At 60.3% G+C, this 18,333-nt stretch carries 14 protein-coding genes and 3 tRNA genes; 12 read left to right on the top strand and 5 right to left on the bottom strand.

Annotation, left to right across the window (positions count from 1 at the left end):
* The first annotated feature begins 45 nt into the window (after window positions 1-45).
* The 5 genes from J3364_RS18970 to J3364_RS18950 all read left to right on the top strand — a co-directional run bounded on the left by J3364_RS18970 (window position 46) and on the right by J3364_RS18950 (window position 2,606).
* Entirely contained in the window at window positions 46-1,278 is a 1,233-nt protein-coding gene (locus tag J3364_RS18970) for an aspartate kinase (RefSeq protein ID WP_123635557.1), read from the top strand.
* 239 nt (window positions 1,279-1,517) lie between these two features.
* On the top strand, window positions 1,518-1,721 hold the full coding sequence (gene csrA, locus J3364_RS18965) for a carbon storage regulator CsrA (protein ID WP_123635558.1): 204 nt from the start codon (window positions 1,518-1,520) through the stop codon (window positions 1,719-1,721).
* A gap of 186 nt (window positions 1,722-1,907) precedes the next feature.
* A tRNA-Ser gene (locus J3364_RS18960) sits at window positions 1,908-1,998 on the top strand.
* Window positions 1,999-2,155: 157 nt separating this feature from the next.
* A tRNA-Arg gene (locus tag J3364_RS18955) sits at window positions 2,156-2,232 on the top strand.
* 297 nt (window positions 2,233-2,529) lie between these two features.
* Window positions 2,530-2,606: transfer RNA gene (locus J3364_RS18950), tRNA-Arg, on the top strand.
* A gap of 50 nt (window positions 2,607-2,656) precedes the next feature.
* Here the strand turns inward: J3364_RS18950 and J3364_RS18945 are convergent.
* A complete protein-coding gene (locus J3364_RS18945; protein ID WP_349559733.1) occupies window positions 2,657-3,163 on the bottom strand; it encodes a CHRD domain-containing protein in 507 nt (168 codons plus the stop codon).
* A 384-nt stretch (window positions 3,164-3,547) separates the two neighbouring features.
* Here J3364_RS18945 and J3364_RS18940 point away from each other — a divergent pair, with 384 nt between their 5' ends.
* The 3 genes from J3364_RS18940 to J3364_RS18930 are packed head-to-tail and all read left to right on the top strand — an operon-like array spanning window position 3,548 to window position 6,963.
* A complete protein-coding gene (locus J3364_RS18940) occupies window positions 3,548-3,799 on the top strand; it encodes an OadG family protein (RefSeq protein WP_123634825.1) in 252 nt (83 codons plus the stop codon).
* Between the two features lie 39 nt (window positions 3,800-3,838).
* Window positions 3,839-5,629 carry a sodium-extruding oxaloacetate decarboxylase subunit alpha gene (oadA, locus tag J3364_RS18935; protein WP_349559732.1) on the top strand — a complete coding sequence of 597 codons (1,791 nt, stop codon included), beginning with the start codon at window positions 3,839-3,841 and terminating at the stop codon, window positions 5,627-5,629.
* An 11-nt stretch (window positions 5,630-5,640) separates the two neighbouring features.
* Window positions 5,641-6,963: a sodium ion-translocating decarboxylase subunit beta gene (locus J3364_RS18930; protein ID WP_349559731.1), complete on the top strand. Its 1,323-nt coding sequence runs from the start codon at window positions 5,641-5,643 to the stop codon at window positions 6,961-6,963.
* Between the two features lie 176 nt (window positions 6,964-7,139).
* On the opposite strand, the gene J3364_RS18925 is transcribed toward J3364_RS18930, so the two are convergent.
* Window positions 7,140-7,580, bottom strand: coding sequence for a DoxX family protein (locus tag J3364_RS18925; protein WP_349559730.1), 441 nt, complete (start codon window positions 7,578-7,580; stop codon window positions 7,140-7,142).
* A gap of 195 nt (window positions 7,581-7,775) precedes the next feature.
* On the opposite strand from J3364_RS18925, the gene J3364_RS18920 reads away from it, so the two are divergent.
* A complete protein-coding gene (locus J3364_RS18920) occupies window positions 7,776-8,645 on the top strand; it encodes a LysR family transcriptional regulator (protein WP_349559729.1) in 870 nt (289 codons plus the stop codon).
* Window positions 8,646-8,657: 12 nt separating this feature from the next.
* Here J3364_RS18920 and J3364_RS18915 read toward each other — a convergent pair whose 3' ends face one another.
* Genes J3364_RS18915 through imuA form a run of 3 tightly spaced genes read right to left on the bottom strand, consistent with a single transcriptional unit; the run spans window position 8,658 to window position 13,882 of the window.
* Window positions 8,658-11,762 (bottom strand): error-prone DNA polymerase, encoded by a 3,105-nt coding sequence (locus J3364_RS18915; RefSeq protein WP_349559728.1) that lies wholly within the window; start codon window positions 11,760-11,762, stop codon window positions 8,658-8,660.
* A gap of 6 nt (window positions 11,763-11,768) precedes the next feature.
* The gene (locus tag J3364_RS18910; RefSeq protein WP_349559727.1) at window positions 11,769-13,181 is read right to left on the bottom strand and encodes a Y-family DNA polymerase; all 1,413 of its coding nucleotides are present in this window, start codon (window positions 13,179-13,181) and stop codon (window positions 11,769-11,771) included.
* 8 nt (window positions 13,182-13,189) lie between these two features.
* The gene (gene imuA, locus J3364_RS18905; RefSeq protein ID WP_349559726.1) at window positions 13,190-13,882 is read right to left on the bottom strand and encodes a translesion DNA synthesis-associated protein ImuA; all 693 of its coding nucleotides are present in this window, start codon (window positions 13,880-13,882) and stop codon (window positions 13,190-13,192) included.
* Between the two features lie 138 nt (window positions 13,883-14,020).
* On the opposite strand from imuA, the gene J3364_RS18900 reads away from it, so the two are divergent.
* The 3 genes from J3364_RS18900 (at window position 14,021) to gyrA (ending at window position 18,293) form a co-directional block, all read left to right on the top strand.
* Window positions 14,021-14,362 (top strand): 4a-hydroxytetrahydrobiopterin dehydratase, encoded by a 342-nt coding sequence (locus J3364_RS18900; RefSeq protein ID WP_123634832.1) that lies wholly within the window; start codon window positions 14,021-14,023, stop codon window positions 14,360-14,362.
* 162 nt (window positions 14,363-14,524) lie between these two features.
* On the top strand, window positions 14,525-15,379 hold the full coding sequence (gene purU, locus J3364_RS18895; RefSeq protein ID WP_123634833.1) for a formyltetrahydrofolate deformylase: 855 nt from the start codon (window positions 14,525-14,527) through the stop codon (window positions 15,377-15,379).
* Window positions 15,380-15,677: 298 nt separating this feature from the next.
* Entirely contained in the window at window positions 15,678-18,293 is a 2,616-nt protein-coding gene (gene gyrA / locus J3364_RS18890) for a DNA gyrase subunit A (protein ID WP_349559725.1), read from the top strand.
* Window positions 18,294-18,333: the final 40 nt, after the last annotated feature.

Genomic DNA, 18,333 nt, shown 5'->3' with positions numbered 1-18,333 from the left:
CGAGCTGGGGGTAGACCCGACTGACAGGTGGAAATAAGGACGACGATGGCACTTCTGGTCCAGAAATTTGGCGGTACATCCGTCGGCACGATTGAGCGTATCAACGCCGTGGCCGACCGGGTTGCACGGGGCCGTGCGGATGGGCACGACCTGGTAGTGGTTGTTTCAGCAATGAGTGGTGAGACCAATCGCCTGATTGGCCTGGCCAACGAGATTATGGACGAGCCGACCCCGCGCGAGATGGACGTTCTGGTCTCAACCGGCGAGCAGGTGACGATCGCGCTACTGTCCATGGCGTTGCAGAAGCGGGGTGTTGATGCCCGTTCCTACACGGGTTCCCAGGTTCGTATCCTGACGGATAACGCCCACACCAAAGCGCGCATTCAACAGATCGACGAGCAGAATATGCGCGGGGATCTTGATGCCGGCCGGGTTGTCGTCGTTGCCGGTTTCCAGGGCGTTGACGAGCGCGGCAATATCACCACGCTCGGCCGCGGCGGTTCGGACACCACCGCGGTTGCGCTGGCGGCCGCCCTGAAAGCTGATGAGTGCCAGATCTATACAGATGTTGATGGTGTGTACACCACGGATCCGCGTGTCGTCGACGGTGCCCGTCGGCTGGACAAGATCACCTTCGAGGAGATGATCGAAATGGCCAGCCTGGGCTCCAAGGTGCTGCAGATCCGGGCGGTCGAATTTGCGGGTAAGTACAATGTGCCACTGCGGGTCCTCTCTAGCTTTGGTGAAGGCGAGGGCACCCTGATTACGCTTGATGATGAGGCTGATATGGAACAACCGGTGGTATCCGGCATTGCGTTTAACCGGGACGAAGCAAAACTGACGATTTCCGGCGTACCTGATACACCGGGCAGTGCACTACGTATATTGAAGCCAATCAGCGACGCCAACATCGAAGTGGACATGATCGTCCAGAATGTGGGCGCGGATAACCGGACCGACTTCACCTTCACTGTACACCGCAATGACTACAAGCGTGCGCGGGCGGTATTGGACAAGGTGGCTGCGGAGCTGTCGGCCCGTGAAGTCAGCGGTGATGGGCGCATTGCCAAGGTCAGTATTGTGGGCGTCGGTATGCGCTCCCATGCGGGTGTGGCTACCCGGATGTTCGAATCGCTCTCGAATGAGGGTATTAACATCGAGATGATTTCCACATCCGAGATCAAGATCTCTGTGGTGATCGATGAAAAGTATCTGGAACTGGCTGTTCGGGCACTGCACAGTGCCTTTGAATTGCAAGGACCGGTAAACGAGGCATAGGGTCGAAGGCAGGGTGTAAACGTGCCCTGTTAAAGCCTTTCGCAACGGATGACGGGCGTCATGTCACTCCGTCCGGGCCTCGTGCAACAAGGGAACGATTCAGCGTTTCGGGCATCTCAGGGATTATCCTTACGGATAATTGCGGGTTACGAACGCTGCGTCTCCCCACTATAAATAAAGATAGTTGATTAATTATTAATCGTCGGAACAGGTAGCTCTGGACATAAGGAGTAAAGGACATGTTGATTCTAACCCGTCGCGTAGGCGAGACCCTGATGGTCGGTGATGAAGTCACCGTCACGGTTCTGGGTGTTAAAGGGAACCAGGTGCGCATTGGTGTGAACGCCCCGAAAGAGGTGGCCGTACACCGCGAAGAGATTTATCAGCGGATTCAGAAAGAAAAGACGGACCCGGACAGTGATCATGAGCCCGGGAACATCTGAATCCATAAAACCCGCCGCTTCAAACCGGCGGGTTTTTTGTGCCTGCTGGTTGATAACTGAACGATAGTAAGGGGCTGATCGGCTTATAAAACCGGGATAAAAGAAAACGTGAAAATCCATCCCGAAAAAAGTGGTGTCAACCCTATGAAAACAGAAAAATTATGGTACTATACGCCGCGTTCTCAAGGAGAGGTGGGTGAGTGGCTGAAACCAGCTCCCTGCTAAGGAGCCATACGCATTGCGCGTATCGAGGGTTCGAATCCCTCCCTCTCCGCCATTTTCTCTCGGAGAGAATTTTGAGAGCAGCTATCCTTAGCAAGATAGCGATTAAGTGAAAATGAGATTCGCGGCTGTAGCTCACCGGAGCGCCGGCCGGCTGGATAAAGTACCTGGCTTCAAACCAGGTGGTCGGAAGTCCGACCTAAAACAATTGCGCGGCTGTAGCTCAGCTGGATAGAGTACCTGGCTACGAACCAGGCGGTCGGAGGTTCGAATCCTCCCAGCCGCGCCACTTATTCAAAACTGATGTCTCGTCTATTCAGAGTTTCTGGTGTCGAGAGGTCAGACGGGATTCGAGCCGAAAGAGGTTCGACCGAAGCACGCCAAGCGTGCTGAGGAACGCCGGCGTAAGGTGACGGCGGCCCCGAAGGGGTGAGGGCCTGCGGCCCGAATAATCCTCCCTTGGCAGTCACTGCTAAACTGGATAACAAGTTTTACGCGGCTGTAGCTCACCGGAGCGCCGGCCGGCTGGATAAAGTACCTGGCTACGAACCAGGCGGTCGAAGGAAAGGCCAAACACAAGTTTTACGCGGCTGTAGCTCAGCTGGATAGAGTACCTGGCTACGAACCAGGCGGTCGGAGGTTCGAATCCTCCCAGCCGCGCCATATCAAACAAAATACCCCGCCTCGTGCGGGGTTTTTTGTGCCTGCCTACTTTACATCCCGTGCTCGTGCGTCTCCATCAGCTGGCCGCGGATGGCACCCTTGGGGTGTTCCGGATTGTGGACGTTGATGTAGAACTGCTCGGGGTTTTTCAGGATACGCTGCACGATGCCGGCTTCTCCCGTCGGAAATTTTCCTTTCTCGCCTTCCGTCAGACAGTCCCCGGCGTTGCCATCTTCCGGGCCGGCCAGGTTAGCCACAACCTCGCCATCTTTGCCTTTTCCTGCCTCGTGGATATGGGCAGCCATGCCGTCTTTGACTGGAACGAGTTTAATGTCATGGACGACCAGGACGTAGCAGAGTGTCTTGGGGTCGCCGTCGACCCCAAACACGTAGCCTGTGCCTTTGCCATCACTGTCTCCCATCCCGGTTTCTGCATCACCGGACAGGTGGGTCATCAGAACGGGGTTGGTGTGGCCCGCGAGAGCGAACTGGGGTGTGGCCAGGGTGAGGGTGGCGACGGTCATTGTTGCAAGTGTCAAAGATCGAAGAATCGGCATAGTGCCTCCAATGGCAGTTATGGTTGGGAGCGGTCCAAGGGTGGGCCGTCTGAAGGCAAAACGGATGAAGGGGTGTTCTGGATGCAAAATGCATATAAAAATTAGGGCGCGTGACCGGCAAAGGCGTTCAAGAGACGTTCGGGTTGGGTGGCCGTCAAAGGTTGTAGAGCGATGGGTCGGACAGCGGGAGTCGCTGTTTTGCGATGTTGGAAGAGGTTTGTGCGTCTGAGCGGCCGTCAGTAATTCTACGGATGGTGCTGGTTGCTGGCCTGTCGGCAAACGGGTAAATTACAAAAGATTTTGCCTTCCGAATGCGATTGATTCTATGGGGAATCGATAGGGAGTGTCGGAGAAGAAAACCGAATAAAAAACAGGTATTTATCCATGAATGACCTAATGACCAAAGCTGTCGAGCTGATGGTCGCAGGCATGGGCTTTGTCTTTGTTTTTCTGATAATTCTCGTGTTTGCAACCACCTTGATGTCGAAGGTTGTGGCCCGCTTTGCGCCACCTGAACCTGCAATTCCGGCGCGAACTTCCCGCGCCAGATCCTCTGTACCGCCTTCAGTGGACGCTGATACGGCAGAGGCGATCAAACTGGCGATCACAAAATTCCGCGCTCGACACAAAAAATAAGGCGGATGGATTTCTACTTCCGACAACAAGGCTGACACGATGACAGAAACAAAAAAACCGCTGGGGATTACCGATGTCATCTTGCGTGATGCGCATCAATCCCTGCTGGCGACGCGCATGCGCCTCGACGACATGCTCCCGATTGCGGAAAAGCTCGACAAGGTAGGGTTCTGGTCTGTGGAATCCTGGGGTGGTGCGACGTTTGACGCCTGTATTCGCTACCTGGGTGAAGATCCCTGGGAACGCATCCGAGAACTGAAAAAGGCCATGCCCAACACGCCGCAGCAAATGCTGCTGCGCGGCCAGAACCTGCTGGGCTACCGTCACTACGCCGACGATGTGGTGGAGCGCTTTGTGGAGCGCGCCGCGGACAATGGCGTGGACGTGTTCCGTATTTTCGACGCAATGAATGATCCACGAAATCTGGACACGGCCATCAAGGCGGTGCGCAAGGTCGGTAAGCACGCCCAGGGCACGATCGCTTACACCATCAGCCCGGTGCACACCATCGATATGTGGGTCGATCTGGCCAAGGAAATCGAGTCCATGGGTGCCGAGTCGATTGCCATCAAGGATATGGCCGGTCTGTTGAAGCCCTATGTGGCCTTTGAGCTGGTTACCAAGCTCAAGAGGGCTCTCTCCGTGCCGGTACACATGCAATGTCATGCCACCACGGGCATGTCCACGGCGACGGCCATCAAGGCGGCGGAAGCCGGAATCGATAACGTCGATACGGCGATTTCGTCCATGAGCATGACCTATGGGCATTCGCCGACGGAATCGGTGGTTGCCATTCTCGAAGGCACTGAGCGCGACACCGGCCTGGATATCCATCTGCTGGAAGACATCGCTGGATATTTTCGGGAAGTGCGCAAGAAATACGCAAAGTTCGAGGGCAGCCTCCGCGGCGTCGATTCTCGCATACTGACGGCTCAGGTGCCGGGCGGCATGCTCACCAACATGGAAAACCAGTTGCGCGAGCAGAATGCGTCCGACAAGTTTGACGCCGTCCTGGAAGAAATCCCCAAGGTTCGCGAAGACCTGGGTTATATCCCGCTGGTCACACCCACCTCCCAGATCGTTGGCACCCAGGCCGTGTTGAATATCCTGACCGGTGAGCGTTACAAGTCGATTTCCAAGGAAACGGCCGCCGTCCTGAAAGGTGAATACGGTGCGGCGCCAGCCGCATTCAACAAGCCGTTGCAAGAACGGGTTCTGGATGGCAAGGAACAGATTACCTGCCGCCCCGCCGACCTGCTGGAACCGGAGATGGACAAGTTGTCCGCCGAGTTGAAAAAGCTGTCGGAAGAAAAGGGCTTCAAACTGGCGGCCGAATCGGTCGACGACGTGCTGACCTATGCGCTGTTTCCGCAGATTGGCCTGAAGTTTCTGGAAAACCGGGGCAATCCGAGCGCTTTCGAACCCGCGCCAACGGTTGAAGAGGCTACCGCAGCACCGGCCAGGGCAAGTGGGCCGGAAACCTACACCGTATCGGTCAATGGCAAGGATTACGTGGTGGCGGTCAGTGAAGGCGGTGAGATCAGCCAGATCCAGCCTCACGGCACGGCAACCGCAACCGTGTCCCACGCCGAAACGCCGGCACCGGCTGCCGGGGAGGGGGAGCCGGTCAACGCTCCGCTAGGTGGCAACATCTTCAAAGTGCTGGTTTCTCCGGGGCAGCAGGTTGAAGAAGGGGATGTGTTGATCATTCTCGAGGCCATGAAGATGGAAACCGAGGTCCGATCGCCCAAGGTCGGGACTGTTGGTGAGGTCTTCATTAAGGTCGGTGACGCGGTCGCCGTCGGCGATGAAATGCTGACTATCGGATAAGGGCCGCTATCATGGACAAGATGATGACGTTGTGGACGGGCAGTGGCCTGTTCAATCTGAGTATCGGCCAGGCGGTGATGATTGCCGTCGGCCTGTTGTTGCTGTTCCTGGCCATTCGAAAGGGCTTTGAGCCGCTGCTGCTGATCCCCATCGGGTTCGGTGGCATTCTGGCCAATATCCCGGAGGCGGGGCTCGCTCTGTCGGCGGCGGAAAATGCCATTCACATGGCCGAACCCCAGGTGCTGGCGGCATTGGGGCAGATCCTGAGTGTGCCGTATGACGCCAGCCAGGCGGTCACGCCGGATGTCATGCATGCCTTCAAGGAGGCCTACAAAGCAGGTGGTGTGGAAACCATTGCGGCGGTGAACGCTTACGCCGTGGATCATGGCTACGCCAATGGCATGCTGTACAACTTCTACACGGTGGCCATTGCCAGTGGTGCCGCGCCGCTGATCATCTTTATGGGGGTCGGTGCAATGACGGATTTCGGGCCGCTGCTGGCGAACCCGAAAACGTTGCTGCTGGGGGCAGCTGCGCAATTTGGCATCTTTGGCACCATCATTGGTGCCGCCTTGTTGGATGCCAGCGGCACGATGGATTTCACCATTCTCGAAGCGGCCGCCGTGGGGATCATTGGCGGTGCCGACGGGCCGACCTCCATTTACGTCTCCAGCATTCTGGCGCCGCACCTGTTGGGCGCGATTGCCGTGGCGGCCTATTCGTACATGGCGCTGGTGCCGATGATTCAGCCCCCCATCATGCGTGGGCTGACGTCGGCCAAAGAGCGGGCGATCAAGATGAACCAGCTGCGTCACGTCAGCAAGCAGGAGAAGATCATCTTCCCGATTGTGGTGCTGATGCTGGTGGTGCTGTTCCTGCCGGACGCAGCGCCGCTGTTGGGGATGTTCTGCTTCGGTAACCTGATGCGTGAGTGCGGGGTTGTCGAGCGGTTGAGCGATACGTCCCAGAATGCGTTGATTAATACGGTCACCATTTTCCTGGGCCTGTCGGTGGGTTCCAAGCTCAGTGCGGACAAGTTCCTGGACCTGCAGACCCTGGGCATCCTGGCGCTGGGGATGGCGGCTTTCTGCGTCGGTACGGCCTGCGGTGTGTTGATGGCCAAGCTGATGAATGTGTTCACCAAGGAGCAGATCAACCCGTTGATCGGATCGGCCGGTGTCTCTGCAGTGCCGATGGCGGCGCGGGTCTCCAACAAGGTGGGCCTGGATGCGAATCCGCACAACTTCCTGCTGATGCATGCGATGGGGCCGAATGTCGCCGGCGTCATCGGTTCGGCGGTAGCGGCGGGGGTGATGATCAAGCTGCTGGGCTGAAATGACAGGCTATTAAAGACAAGCCCCGCCAATGCGGGGCTTTTTTAGGTTGGCCATACCGTGCCGGCTTGGTTGAAAGTGGTGTCGCCAATAGGTCTTCAGGTCATGACGAGCACGCCAGCTTTGAGGCTGTCTGCACTCTCTCGGCCTTGGCAGGCTGTGATAGACCGTTACGCTCAGGAGAATGCCCGGTTTCGGGTGGCATGGACCCGTCCCGGTTTGCTGGATCGGCGCAAAGTCAGTGCACCATCACCAAGTAGCGTTTGCGCCAGAGCGGCTACCGTAAGGAGCAGCGGGTATTCCCAGCCGCCGCCCTCATTGGTGAATAGCCAGCCGTTAGCCGAGTGGGCCCAGGTGGCGCCAGCCAAAACAGGCACGACGATCAACGCTGCCCACCGGCTTTCTATTCCCAGCACCAAGGCGATACCGGCCACGGCTTCGACCAGGAAAACGACGTAGGCCGCGTAACCGGGGAGCCCGATGCTCTCAAAGAAGGAAGCCGTACCGGGCAGGGTGAAGACGATCAGTTTGAGCCACAGGCTGTGCGTGATCAGGACGATCCCCAGGCTGATCCTCAGGGTGGTGATGCCATAGTTTTGCAGGGTTTGCTCGTTCATGTCCGTGCCCTCGTTGTCTCGTTGACGCGATTCAGGGTCGGCTTAGCCGCCCTCGATGGAGCTACTCTAAGATTGCGTATTAGCAAATTGAATGGCAGATTTCGCATTGTCGTATTGCAATAATGCAAAACACTTGAGGCGTCGCTTCAGGGGAGGGCGGGTGTTATGGATTGGGGGCTTTTACCGGATTTTCTGATGGTTGCCCGGACCCGTTCGCTAACGGCTGCGGCGGACCGGTTGGGCGTGAATCACAGCACGATCTATCGCCGGCTGAATCAACTGGAGTCGCAGCTCAACTGCCGTTTGTTCGAGCGCTTGAGCACCGGTTATCGCCTGACAGTCGAGGGCGAGGCGTTACGGTCTCATGCGGAGTTTATGGAAGCCGAAGTTTTTCGGGCGGAACGGCTGCTCGGTGGCGCGGACGTCACGTTGCGAGGTGAGGTGCGTCTGACGGCACCGGAAAATCTGGTCTACGAATTCCTCCCGAATTATTTGGAGAGATTTCACCAGCAATACCCGGAGATCCGGGTCAGTGTGCTGGTGACCAATACCGATCTCGATCTCAATCGACGTGAAGCCGATCTTGCGTTGCGAGCGACGTCGAGTCCACCGGATTATCTGGTGGGACGCAAGCTGACGGACATCGGCTGGGCGGTCTTCGCAGCACCGAAGTTCCTTGAGGAGAGGGGGAGGCCTGCCAATCTTAAAGCGGCTGGTGATTATCCATGGGTCGGTCCGGAAGCGGCCCTGATGCACATTCCGGGCTATCGCTGGGTCGTCGGTCAGATTCCGGAAAAACGCATCGTCATGCGCGGCAGTACGTTGAATGCCATTGCGCGTCTGGCCCAATCCGGATTGGGGCTGGCGGCCTTGCCGATGGATCAGGCGAGGCCTGAGCTGCAGCCCTTGCTTGAGCTGCCGACCACGCCCATGAGTGCTCTCTGGCTGCTGACCCACGCCGACCTGCGCCATGTCGCCCGAATCCGTGTGCTCATGGATTTCCTGGCAGAAGCGTTTCGTGAGGATCCACGCTGGCCGGCCTTCCGTGGAATGAACCCAGGCTGACGGGGCCGCGCTTCAGCGGAAATCCCTTGAGCGAATCTTCAGCGAGCCCAGCAGATGGCTGAGATCGGTCATCTTTCCCGCCATCACATGCACGATATCGCCCTCTCGCTCCAGGATGCCCTTGACGTGGAGCAGGCGCGACTTGATCAGCGGCTGGCGTTGCTGGCGAGCCGTCGCCAGCCAGACCACCACGTTGGTGTTGCCGGTTTCGTCTTCCAGAGTGACGAAGGTGACGCCTTTGCCTGACCCCGGTCGCTGGCGTCCGGTCACCAGCCCGGCAACATGCACCAGTTGGCCGCTGCTGCAGGCCTTCAGGCTTTCAGACGTCTGGCAATGCCGCAGCTGGCCTTGCTCCCGAAGCAGCGCCAGTGGGTGGCGTTGCAGGGTCAACCCCTGGCTGGCGTAATCTTCCAGGATGTCCTCGCCTTCGGACGGTACGGGCATGCGGATAGCTTCATCTTCCCGGGAGCGGCGGACGGCATACTGTGAGGGTTCTTCCTGCGCAAAAATCGGCGCCGGGGTATCGTGGTCCAGAATGTCCCAGCGGGCCTGGTGCCGGTTGTCGCTGAACGTGCGCAGGGCGCCCGCGCTGGCCAGGCATTCCAGATCCCGGTTGTCGAGTGCCGCCCGTTGGCGGAGCTGCTCGATCGAGTTGTAGCCGGTTGTCGGGCGGGCGGCGACAAGCCGCTCCGCGCCGCCCTGGCTGAGCCCTTTGACCAGCCGCAGCCCTAATCGCAACTCTTCGTATCGATTCTCCAGGGTGTGGTCCCAGAGGCTGTGATTGACGTCGATGGGGTGGATGACCACGTGATGGCGCCGGGCGTCCTGCACCAGTTGTGACGGCGAATAGAACCCCATGGGCTGGCTGTTCAGCAGGGCGCAGTAAAAGGCTGGTGCGTAGTGGCGCTTGATCCAGGCCGAGACGTAGACCAGCAGGGCAAAGCTGGCGGCGTGAGACTCCGGGAAACCATAACCGCCGAAGCCGCTGAGCTGCGTGTAGATTCTTTCGGCAAAGGCTTCGCTGTGGCCTTTTGCGAGCATCCCATCGATCAACTTGCCCCTGAACGGCGTGAGATCCCCGTCGGATTTCCAGGCGGCCATGGCCCGTCGCAGCTTGTCGGCCTCGCTGCCGGTAAAGTCGGCCGCGACCATGGCGAGCTTGATGGCCTGCTCCTGAAAGATCGGGACACCCTTGGTGCGTTTGAGGACGGCTTCGATCTCCGGGTCGCCGCCATAATCCGGCTCTTCCTTGCCGTCCCGCCGTTTCAGGTAAGGGTGGACCATGTCCCCCTGGATGGGCCCCGGTCGCACGATGGCCACTTCGATCACCAGGTCGTAATACTGCTGCGGTTTGAGCCGGGGCAGCATGTTGATCTGGGCCCGGGATTCCACCTGGAAAACGCCGATGCTGTCGCCGGTACAGAGCATGTCGTAGACCCGGCTGTCCTCCCGGATGACGTCCGGCATGCCGAAAGGCCGTCCTTCTTTCAGGGCAATCCATTCGAAAGCCTTGCGGATAGCGGACAGCATGCCCAGGGCCAGGACGTCCACTTTCATCAGGTTCAGGCTTTCCAGGTCTTCCTTGTCCCACTGGATCACGGTGCGGTCCGCCATGCTGGCATTCTCGACCGGCACCAGCTCGGCCAGCGGACCTTCACTGATCACGAAGCCGCCCACGTGCTGGGACAGGTGTCGGGGAAAGCCGTACAGCGTGTTCACCAGGCTGATGAACTGGCCGACGGCCCGCTCGCTGCGGGTAATGCCTTTCTCCAGCATCTGCTCGCGCCAGTCCTGCTGCTTGTCGCGCCAGTCCACCTTGTCGATCAGCTGCTCCAGCAGGTTCAGGTCAAAGCCCAGGGCCTTGCCCACATCCCGGATGGCGCTGCGGTGGCGGTAGCGGATCACCGTGGCGGCGAGGGCGGCCCGTTCCCGGCCATAGCGCCGGTAGATGTACTGGATGACTTCCTCGCGCCGCTCGTGTTCGAAATCCACGTCGATATCCGGTGGTTCGTCCCGGTCGGCGGAAATGAAACGCTCGAACAGCAGTTCCACCTTGCCGGGGTCGACTTCGGTGATGCCCAGGCAGTAGCAGACGATGGAGTTGGCGGAGGAGCCGCGGCCCTGGCACAGGATGTTCTCGCGCCGGGCAAATTCGACGATGTCGTGGATGGTCAGGAAGTAGGGCTCGTAGTCCTTCTCCCGGATCAATGTGAGTTCCTTCTCCACCAGCGCGCGTTTGTCCGCCGGGATGCCGTCCGGGAAGCGCCAGCGGATGCCGTTTTCCACCAGTTCGCGCAGATAGCTGCCCGGTGTATGGCCTTCTGGGACCACTTCCGGTGGATAGCGATAGCGCAGCTCACTGGGACAGAAAACGCACTGGTCGGCAATCACCAGGCTCTGGTGGATCCAGTCGGCGGGGAACAGCTTGCGTAGCGTATCGACCGGGCGCAGATAGCGCTCGCCGTTGGCAAACAGGTGATGGCCGGCCTCGGCGACCGTGCAGCCCTGGCGGATGGCCGTCAGTACGTCCTGCAGGGGCTGGCGGTTGCGCTGGTGCATGTGGACATGGCCGGTGGCCACGATAGGGAGCCCCAGTTGCTGGCCGAGCCGGCGCCAGTGCGCCAGGTTGTCGTCGTCCTGGTCGCCCAGGGTGCGTTCGGCCATGATCCAGAGTCGCCCCGGGAACCGGGTTTTCAACCACTGGCCCGTTTCTTCCTGTGTGGCTGCCGATGTTGGAACGGTCTGCCAGAGGGCCAGGCATTCGTCCAGGGCATGGGTTTCCAGGTCTTCGCCAAACAGGGTGTAGTGGCCTTTCTCGGCGCGGCGCCGACCGGTGGTGATCAGCTGGCAGAGTTGGCCATAGCCCTTGCGGCTGCGGGCCAGCAGGACCAGTTGCAGATCCGGAGACTGAATGCGGAATTCACTGCCGGTGATCAGTTTGACCGGACTGTCCTTCAGGGCGGCATAGGCCCGGGGCATACCGGCGACGGAGCATTCGTCGGTGATGGCCAGAGCGTGATAGCCCTGGCGGGCCGCTTCCTCGGCCAGCTCCTGGGGGTGAGAGGCACCCCGCAGGAACGAGAAATTGCTCAGGCAGTGCAGTTCGGCGTATGACATAAGGCTTTATCCAAACCAGCCGTGAATAAACCAGCCACCGGTCACATCCCGGAACAGCCAGCCGGTCTGGCCGCTGTGCAGCCGGGCAATGTAGTAGTCCCGCTGGACCCGTTCCCCGTCCCACCAGCCGGCGCTGATGCGTTCGGGGCCGGCCAGCCAGGTGCAGGGCATTTCCCGGAGCGGCTGGGGTTGGCGTAACAGCCAGAGCGGGCGACGTGGCGCCGTCCGGGCCGGAGAAGAGCGGCCGCTGGACACCGGTGTGGCCCGCCAGGCCTGCTCCGGCCGATGATCGGGGTTCAGGGCCAGGCTGTGCAGGGCCTCTTCTCCGAGTCGGGCCTGGAGCCGGCTGAGCAGGTGCTGGCGGGCCTCTTCCTGATGTTGGCCTGTGTCGCCGAACAGGTCGTCGCCCCGGGGCGTGTGTCGATCAAGGAAGCGGCGAACCTTGAGGGACAGGCCGGTGGCCGGAGCTTCCAGCTGATGACGATCCAGTTTCAGGCGTGCCAGTTCCAGGAACGCATTCGCCCGGTGCTCCGGCGCCGTCGAGCGGATCTGCAGGGGCGTCACCGGCCGCCGGCGGTGGCGGATTTCCAGTTGCAGGGTATCGGTCTGTTGCTGGCGCCAGCAGAGTTCGGCATCCAGCTCCTGCAATGCCCGCTGCAACGGAAAGAGCAGGCCGCTGCTGTGTTCCACGTCTTCGGCGAAATCCAGGCGCCGGTGGAAGTAGGGTGGCGGCTGCCAGTCGGTCTGGGGATCGGCGGCGCGGCCCTCGATCTGCTGCAGGTGCAGGGCGGTTTCCGGTCCCAGGCGCCGGGCCAGTTCGCGATCGGGCAGGGCCAGGACGGGGCCCAGGGTATGCAGGCCCATGCGTTGCAGGCGCTCGGTGGTCTTTTCATCCAGGTCGGCGGCTTCAATGGGAAGTGCGTCGAGGGACTGGCGCAGGGTCTGGGTATCGTCCGTGCAGTGACCGCGACGATCCCGGGCCAGGATGCGCGCCGCCCGGGGCGTCGGGCCGCAGGCGAGATGGGCGGTCAGGCGACGCTGGTCCAGTTCGCCCCGAAGCTTTTTCCAGAGGCCTTGCAGGCCGCCATGCAGTCGTCGCAGGCTGCCTGCTTCGGCCAGGATGCCATCTGGTGGGTACAGGATGATGCGGGCCGCATGCCGGTACAGCCAGACGGCCTGCTGGTCCAGTACACCGGTCTGCTCTTCCATATCGGCTGCAATCAGGTGCAGGTTGTCGGCCAGAGCTGACGCCGTCTGGGGGCTTTGCCCTTCGGCCACGCCGGCCCGGGCCGCTTCCGGGTTGAGCTGGATGATCCGGGGCGGGTGCCCGCCGATCAGCGCCATGGGGCGGGACGCGGTCTCGCTCTGCTGGAAGTGCTCCAGCAGCAGATAGGGGAAGTGCAGGTAAAGCCACAGCATGGATCGCCTCAGCGCGCCTGTGACCAGGGGCCCTGGATCACGTTACCGGCCGGCTCCGGGCGCTGCGTCACGACGGGTGGTATGGCCAGTTGCAGGTCGCTGACGGGCCAGCCCCCGCGGCGCTTGAGGATATCCGGGCAGAGCTGGCCGTCATTCTCGCCGGGGGTGAGTTGCAGTCGCAGGGCCGCCGGTGACTGCTGGTCGGCGTGACGGCTGTGGCGGAACAGGATGCAGAGGCTGTTACCGGCTTCGGCGGCCAGCTGGATGCGGCGGATGTCGCTGCGCCTGGCGCTGTCCAGCCAGACCATGGCGAGCCCCGTGCCGGGGGAGCGCAGGCAGTTCTCGAGGGTCCAGAGTTGGTCCTCGCGGCTCTGTGTCTGAATCGTGATGAGTTGGCGGATGTCCACATCGGCCCGGGCCAGGGCCGGCGCATAGGGTATGTGGGGGGCATCAATCCAGAAAACGGTCTGGCCGGCCCGGGTCATTCGCTGCAGGGCCGGCAGCATGAGGCGCAGCTCGCCGATGCCGGGGGCATCGGTCAGGCATTCGATCATCGCGCCCCGCGGCCAGCCGCCGCCGGGGAGATAGGCATCCAGGGCGGCGTAGCCGGTGCTTTCGGCGCCCGGGCGGACGGCCTGTCTCTGGCGGCTGGCTTGCCAGACCTGAGCGTTGTCGATCAATTTGTCGAGAAGGTCACTCATTGCGTTGCTCGTCACGATACTGTTTATTTATACAGTATATTGGGCGCTGACGGATTTGCAAAGGGTTGACCCGGTTGCCAGCCGGGCGCAGTGTGTGAACAGGATGCTGAGAAACATTCGCAAACCAAGGAGGACGCTATGTCAGATCTGAAATCTGAATCCTGCGAAGCCTGCCGCGCCGATGCGCCCGAGGTGACCGAGCAGGAGATCAATACCCTCAGTGGCCATTTGCCGGACTGGTTTGTCGTGAAGATGGAGGGCGAACGCCGGCTGGAGCGGGTGTTCCGGTTCAAGGATTTCGCCCAGGCCCTGGCCTTTACCAACAAAGTCGGGGAGTTGGCCGAGTCGGAAGGTCATCACCCGGCCCTGCTTACGGAGTACGGCAAGGTGACCGTGTACTGGTGGACCCACAAGATTGGCGGGCTGCACCGCAATGATTTCATCATGGCGGCCCGGACCGATGAGTTGACACACGCTTAGCCGTCTCGGTATTCCCCGTCGGGCCGGTGGCTTACGCCGGCCCGGACAATCCGTTATCATGCAGCGTTTCGTTGGAGGCCTGTGCCTCCGGACCTGATTTCGAACGAGGGGCCGTGCTGCAACGCTCGCGAGCACCGTCCTTCCGCATGGCTGTGATAACGCATGGAACATACATATCGTCTGGTGATTTCCTGTCCTGACCGGGTCGGCATCGTGGCCAAGGTCAGTAACTTCCTGACTACCTACAACGGCTGGATCACCGAAGCCAGCCACCACGCCGACAATCAGGCCGGCTGGTTCTTTATGCGGCACGAGATCAAGGCCAGTTCCATTCCGTTCGGTCTTGACCAGTTCCGCGCGGCGTTCGAGCCGATCGCCCGGGAGTTCGACATGACCTGGCACATCGCCGATTCCGCATCACCCAAGAAAGTGGTGCTGATGTGCTCGAAGGAATCCCATTGCCTGGCGGATCTGCTGCATCGCTGGCACAGCAAGGAGCTCAATGCGGAAATTGCCGCGGTCATCTCCAATCACGACGATCTGCGCCGGATGGTCGAGTGGCACGACATTCCCTATCACCATGTGCCGGTGACCAAAGACAACAAGCCGGAAGCGTTTGCCGAGATCAGCGAGCTGTTTGCCCGCTATCAGGCCGATGTCATCGTGCTCGCCCGTTACATGCAGATCCTGCCGCCGGAAGTGTGCGAGCAGTACGCGGGTAAGGTGATCAATATTCACCACAGCTTCCTGCCGTCGTTCGCCGGTGCGCGCCCCTATCACCAGGCCTACAGCCGCGGTGTGAAGCTGATCGGGGCAACCTGCCACTACGTGACCCAGGACCTGGACGAAGGGCCGATCATCGAGCAGGACGTGATCCGGGTGAACCACAGCGACACCATCGACGATATGGTGCGCCTGGGTAAGGACGTTGAGAAAAACGTGCTGGCCCGGGGACTGCGTGCCCACATCGAAGACCGGGTCATCACCCACGAAAACAAGACCGTCGTCTTCAGCTGATCCGCGTCCTCTCCGGAGGTCGTCCGACCTCCGGAAATTTCCCCCTCCTGCTTCATTTAGACGTCATTTCCCTGTCACCCTGAGCCCCCGATTGTGGTATGATCGACGGCTTATAAATGCGCCCGAGGAAGCCTCTCACGTGCGAAAGAGGTGATTCATCCCGGGAGACAAAGACAGCGTCGAGTATGGCGCCCCTGCAGAACGCCTTTCGCGTCCCCGCGCACCTGATGCCCGAGGATGACCCGTTCGCAATTCCATACAGTGACGACTTCCAGCAAACGCAAAGGAACCTTTCTCGATGGGTGAATTAGCCAAAGAGATCCTGCCCGTAAATATTGAAGAAGAGCTGAAACAGTCCTACCTCGACTACGCCATGAGCGTTATCGTCGGGCGGGCTCTGCCGGACGTCCGGGACGGCCTGAAGCCGGTTCACCGTCGCACCCTGTTCGCGATGTCGGAGCTGGGTAACGACTGGAACAAGGCCTACAAGAAATCCGCCCGTGTGGTAGGTGACGTCATCGGTAAATACCACCCGCACGGTGACTCAGCGGTTTACGACACCATCGTCCGGATGGCTCAGCCTTTTTCGCTGCGCTACCCGCTGGTGGATGGCCAGGGCAACTTTGGCTCTATCGACGGTGATAACGCGGCCGCCATGCGTTACACCGAAATCCGCATGGAGAAAATCTCCCATTCGCTGCTGGCGGACCTGGACAAGGAAACCGTCGATTTCGTCCCCAACTACGATGGCACTGAGCACATTCCGGATGTCCTGCCGACGCGCGTACCCAACCTGCTGGTTAACGGTTCCTCGGGTATCGCCGTGGGCATGGCGACCAACATCCCGCCGCACAACCTGACCGAAGTGGTCAGTGGCTGTCTGGCGCTGATCGACAACCAGGACATCACCATCGATGAGCTGATGGAGTACATTCCCGGTCCGGACTTCCCGACAGAGGGCATCATCAGCGGCCGTGCCGGCATTATCGAGGCCTATCGCACAGGCCGGGGGCGCATCTATATCCGCGCCCGCCACGAGATCGAGGTCGACAAGAAGACCGGTCGCGAGTCCATCATCATTACCGAACTGCCGTATCAGCTGAACAAGGCGCGTCTGATCGAGAAGATCGCCGAGCTGGTCAAGGAAAAGCGGATCGAAGGCATCTCCGAGCTGCGTGACGAGTCGAATAAGGAAGGCATTCGCGTCGTCATCGAGCTGCGTCGGGGCGAGAACGCCGAAGTCGTGGTCAACAACCTGTTTGCCCACACCCAGCTGGAAACCGTCTTCGGCATCAATATGGTCGCCCTGATCAACGGCGAGCCGAAGATCCTCAACCTGAAGGAAATCCTCGACGCGTTCGTCCGTCACCGCCGCGAAGTGGTGACCCGCCGGACCATCTACGAGCTGCGCAAGGCCCGTGAACGCGGCCATATCCTGGAAGGTCTGACAGTCGCGCTGGCCAACATCGATGAAGTCATCGAGCTGATCAAGCAGTCACCGTCCGCAGCGGAAGCGAAAGAGAAGCTGATCGCCAAAGGCTGGGAGCCGGGCCAGGTTTCCGACATGCTGGAACGCGCCGGCCAGGACGCCTGCCGCCCTGACGACCTGCCGGAAATCTTCGGCATGCGCGACGGGCTCTATCACCTGTCACCGGAGCAGGCCCAGGCAATCCTGGATCTGCGTCTGCATCGCCTGACCGGTCTGGAGACCGAGAAGCTGCAGAACGAGTACAAGGAAATTCTCGACAAGATCGCCGAGCTGATTCATATCCTGAGCGAGCCGGCGCGTCTGATGGAGGTCATCCGCGAAGAACTGGAAGCCGTGGTCAGGGATTTCGGTGACGAACGCCGTACCGAGATCACCACTTCCCGCCGCGACCTGACCATCGCGGACCTGATCGACGAAGAAGACCTGGTGGTGACCATTTCCCACAACGGCTACGCCAAGACCCAGCCGGTGGAAGCCTACCAGGCGCAGCGTCGCGGTGGCCGCGGCCGTTCCTCGACCGCCATGAAGGAAGAGGATTTCATCGAGAAGCTGCTGGTCGCCAACTCCCACGACACCATCCTGTGCTTTACCAATAAGGGTAAGGTGTACTGGCTGCGGGTTTTCGAAATTCCCCAGGCCAGCCGTGCGGCACGTGGACGACCGATGGTCAATATCCTGCCGTTGGACGACGATGAGCGCATCACCACCTTCCTGCCGGTGCGGGACTACCCGGAAGACCATTACGTCCTGATGGCAACGTCGGCTGGTGTGGTCAAGAAAACGCCGCTGCCGAATTTCTCGCGTCCGCGGAGCAGTGGTTTGATTGCCCTGTCGCTGGATGAGGGCGATACCCTGATTGGTGCTGCGATCACGGCCGGTCAGTCCGAAGTCATGCTGTTCTCCTCTGCCGGCAAGGCCGTGCGCTTCCAGGAAGAGCAGGTGCGTGCCATGGGCCGGACTGCACGCGGTGTCCGGGGCATCAAGATGCCGGCAGGTCACACGGTGGTCTCCCTGATCATTCCGGAAGAAAACGGCATGATCCTGACGGCCAGTGAAAACGGCTACGGCAAACGGACCCAACTGGACGAGTTCCCGGCCTACAGTCGCGGCAGCCAGGGGGTTATCGCCATGCAGTGCTCCGACCGGAACGGTAATCTGGTTGCGGCAACCCAGGTGTTCGAAGGTGACGAGATGATGCTCATCTCCGACAAAGGCACACTGGTGCGCTCCAGCACAGAAGAGGTTTCCCTGCTGAGCCGGAACACTCAGGGCGTGCGCCTGATCCGGCTGACCCAGGAAGACGAGCGTCTGGTCGCGGTCCAGCGGATTGCGGAGAGCGACGACGAAGACGAAGAGATCGACGGTGACGGTGAAGGCGGTACGGAAGCGACCGATGCGCCGGAAACCGGAGGTGATGCGGACTGAGAGGTCCGCTTCCCCAAGCAACGAGGAGAGAACAGGCGGT

Origin of the sequence: Marinobacter sp. NFXS9, assembly GCF_040148665.1 — a bacterium.
Taxonomy (GTDB): domain Bacteria; phylum Pseudomonadota; class Gammaproteobacteria; order Pseudomonadales; family Oleiphilaceae; genus Marinobacter_A; species Marinobacter_A mangrovi.
The sequence above is the reverse complement of the archived record's forward strand: the minus strand, read 5'-3'. Positions and strand labels throughout refer to the sequence as shown.

Bases quoted from the DNA above. Each gene is read 5' to 3' on its own strand.
- purU (WP_123634833.1), top strand. From the start codon at position 14,525: ATGGAACATACATATCGTCTGGTGATTTCCTGTCCTGACCGGGTCGGC.
- J3364_RS18940 (WP_123634825.1), top strand. From the start codon at position 3,548: ATGAATGACCTAATGACCAAAGCTGTCGAGCTGATGGTCGCAGGCATG.
- J3364_RS18945 (WP_349559733.1), bottom strand. From the start codon at position 3,163: ATGCCGATTCTTCGATCTTTGACACTTGCAACAATGACCGTCGCCACC.
- oadA (WP_349559732.1), top strand. From the start codon at position 3,839: ATGACAGAAACAAAAAAACCGCTGGGGATTACCGATGTCATCTTGCGT.
- J3364_RS18925 (WP_349559730.1), bottom strand. From the start codon at position 7,580: ATGAACGAGCAAACCCTGCAAAACTATGGCATCACCACCCTGAGGATC.
- J3364_RS18970 (WP_123635557.1), top strand. From the start codon at position 46: ATGGCACTTCTGGTCCAGAAATTTGGCGGTACATCCGTCGGCACGATT.
- imuA (WP_349559726.1), bottom strand. From the start codon at position 13,882: ATGAGTGACCTTCTCGACAAATTGATCGACAACGCTCAGGTCTGGCAA.
- gyrA (WP_349559725.1), top strand. From the start codon at position 15,678: ATGGGTGAATTAGCCAAAGAGATCCTGCCCGTAAATATTGAAGAAGAG.
- J3364_RS18920 (WP_349559729.1), top strand. From the start codon at position 7,776: ATGGTTGCCCGGACCCGTTCGCTAACGGCTGCGGCGGACCGGTTGGGC.
- J3364_RS18915 (WP_349559728.1), bottom strand. From the start codon at position 11,762: ATGTCATACGCCGAACTGCACTGCCTGAGCAATTTCTCGTTCCTGCGG.
- J3364_RS18930 (WP_349559731.1), top strand. From the start codon at position 5,641: ATGGACAAGATGATGACGTTGTGGACGGGCAGTGGCCTGTTCAATCTG.
- J3364_RS18900 (WP_123634832.1), top strand. From the start codon at position 14,021: ATGTCAGATCTGAAATCTGAATCCTGCGAAGCCTGCCGCGCCGATGCG.
- csrA (WP_123635558.1), top strand. From the start codon at position 1,518: ATGTTGATTCTAACCCGTCGCGTAGGCGAGACCCTGATGGTCGGTGAT.
- J3364_RS18910 (WP_349559727.1), bottom strand. From the start codon at position 13,181: ATGCTGTGGCTTTACCTGCACTTCCCCTATCTGCTGCTGGAGCACTTC.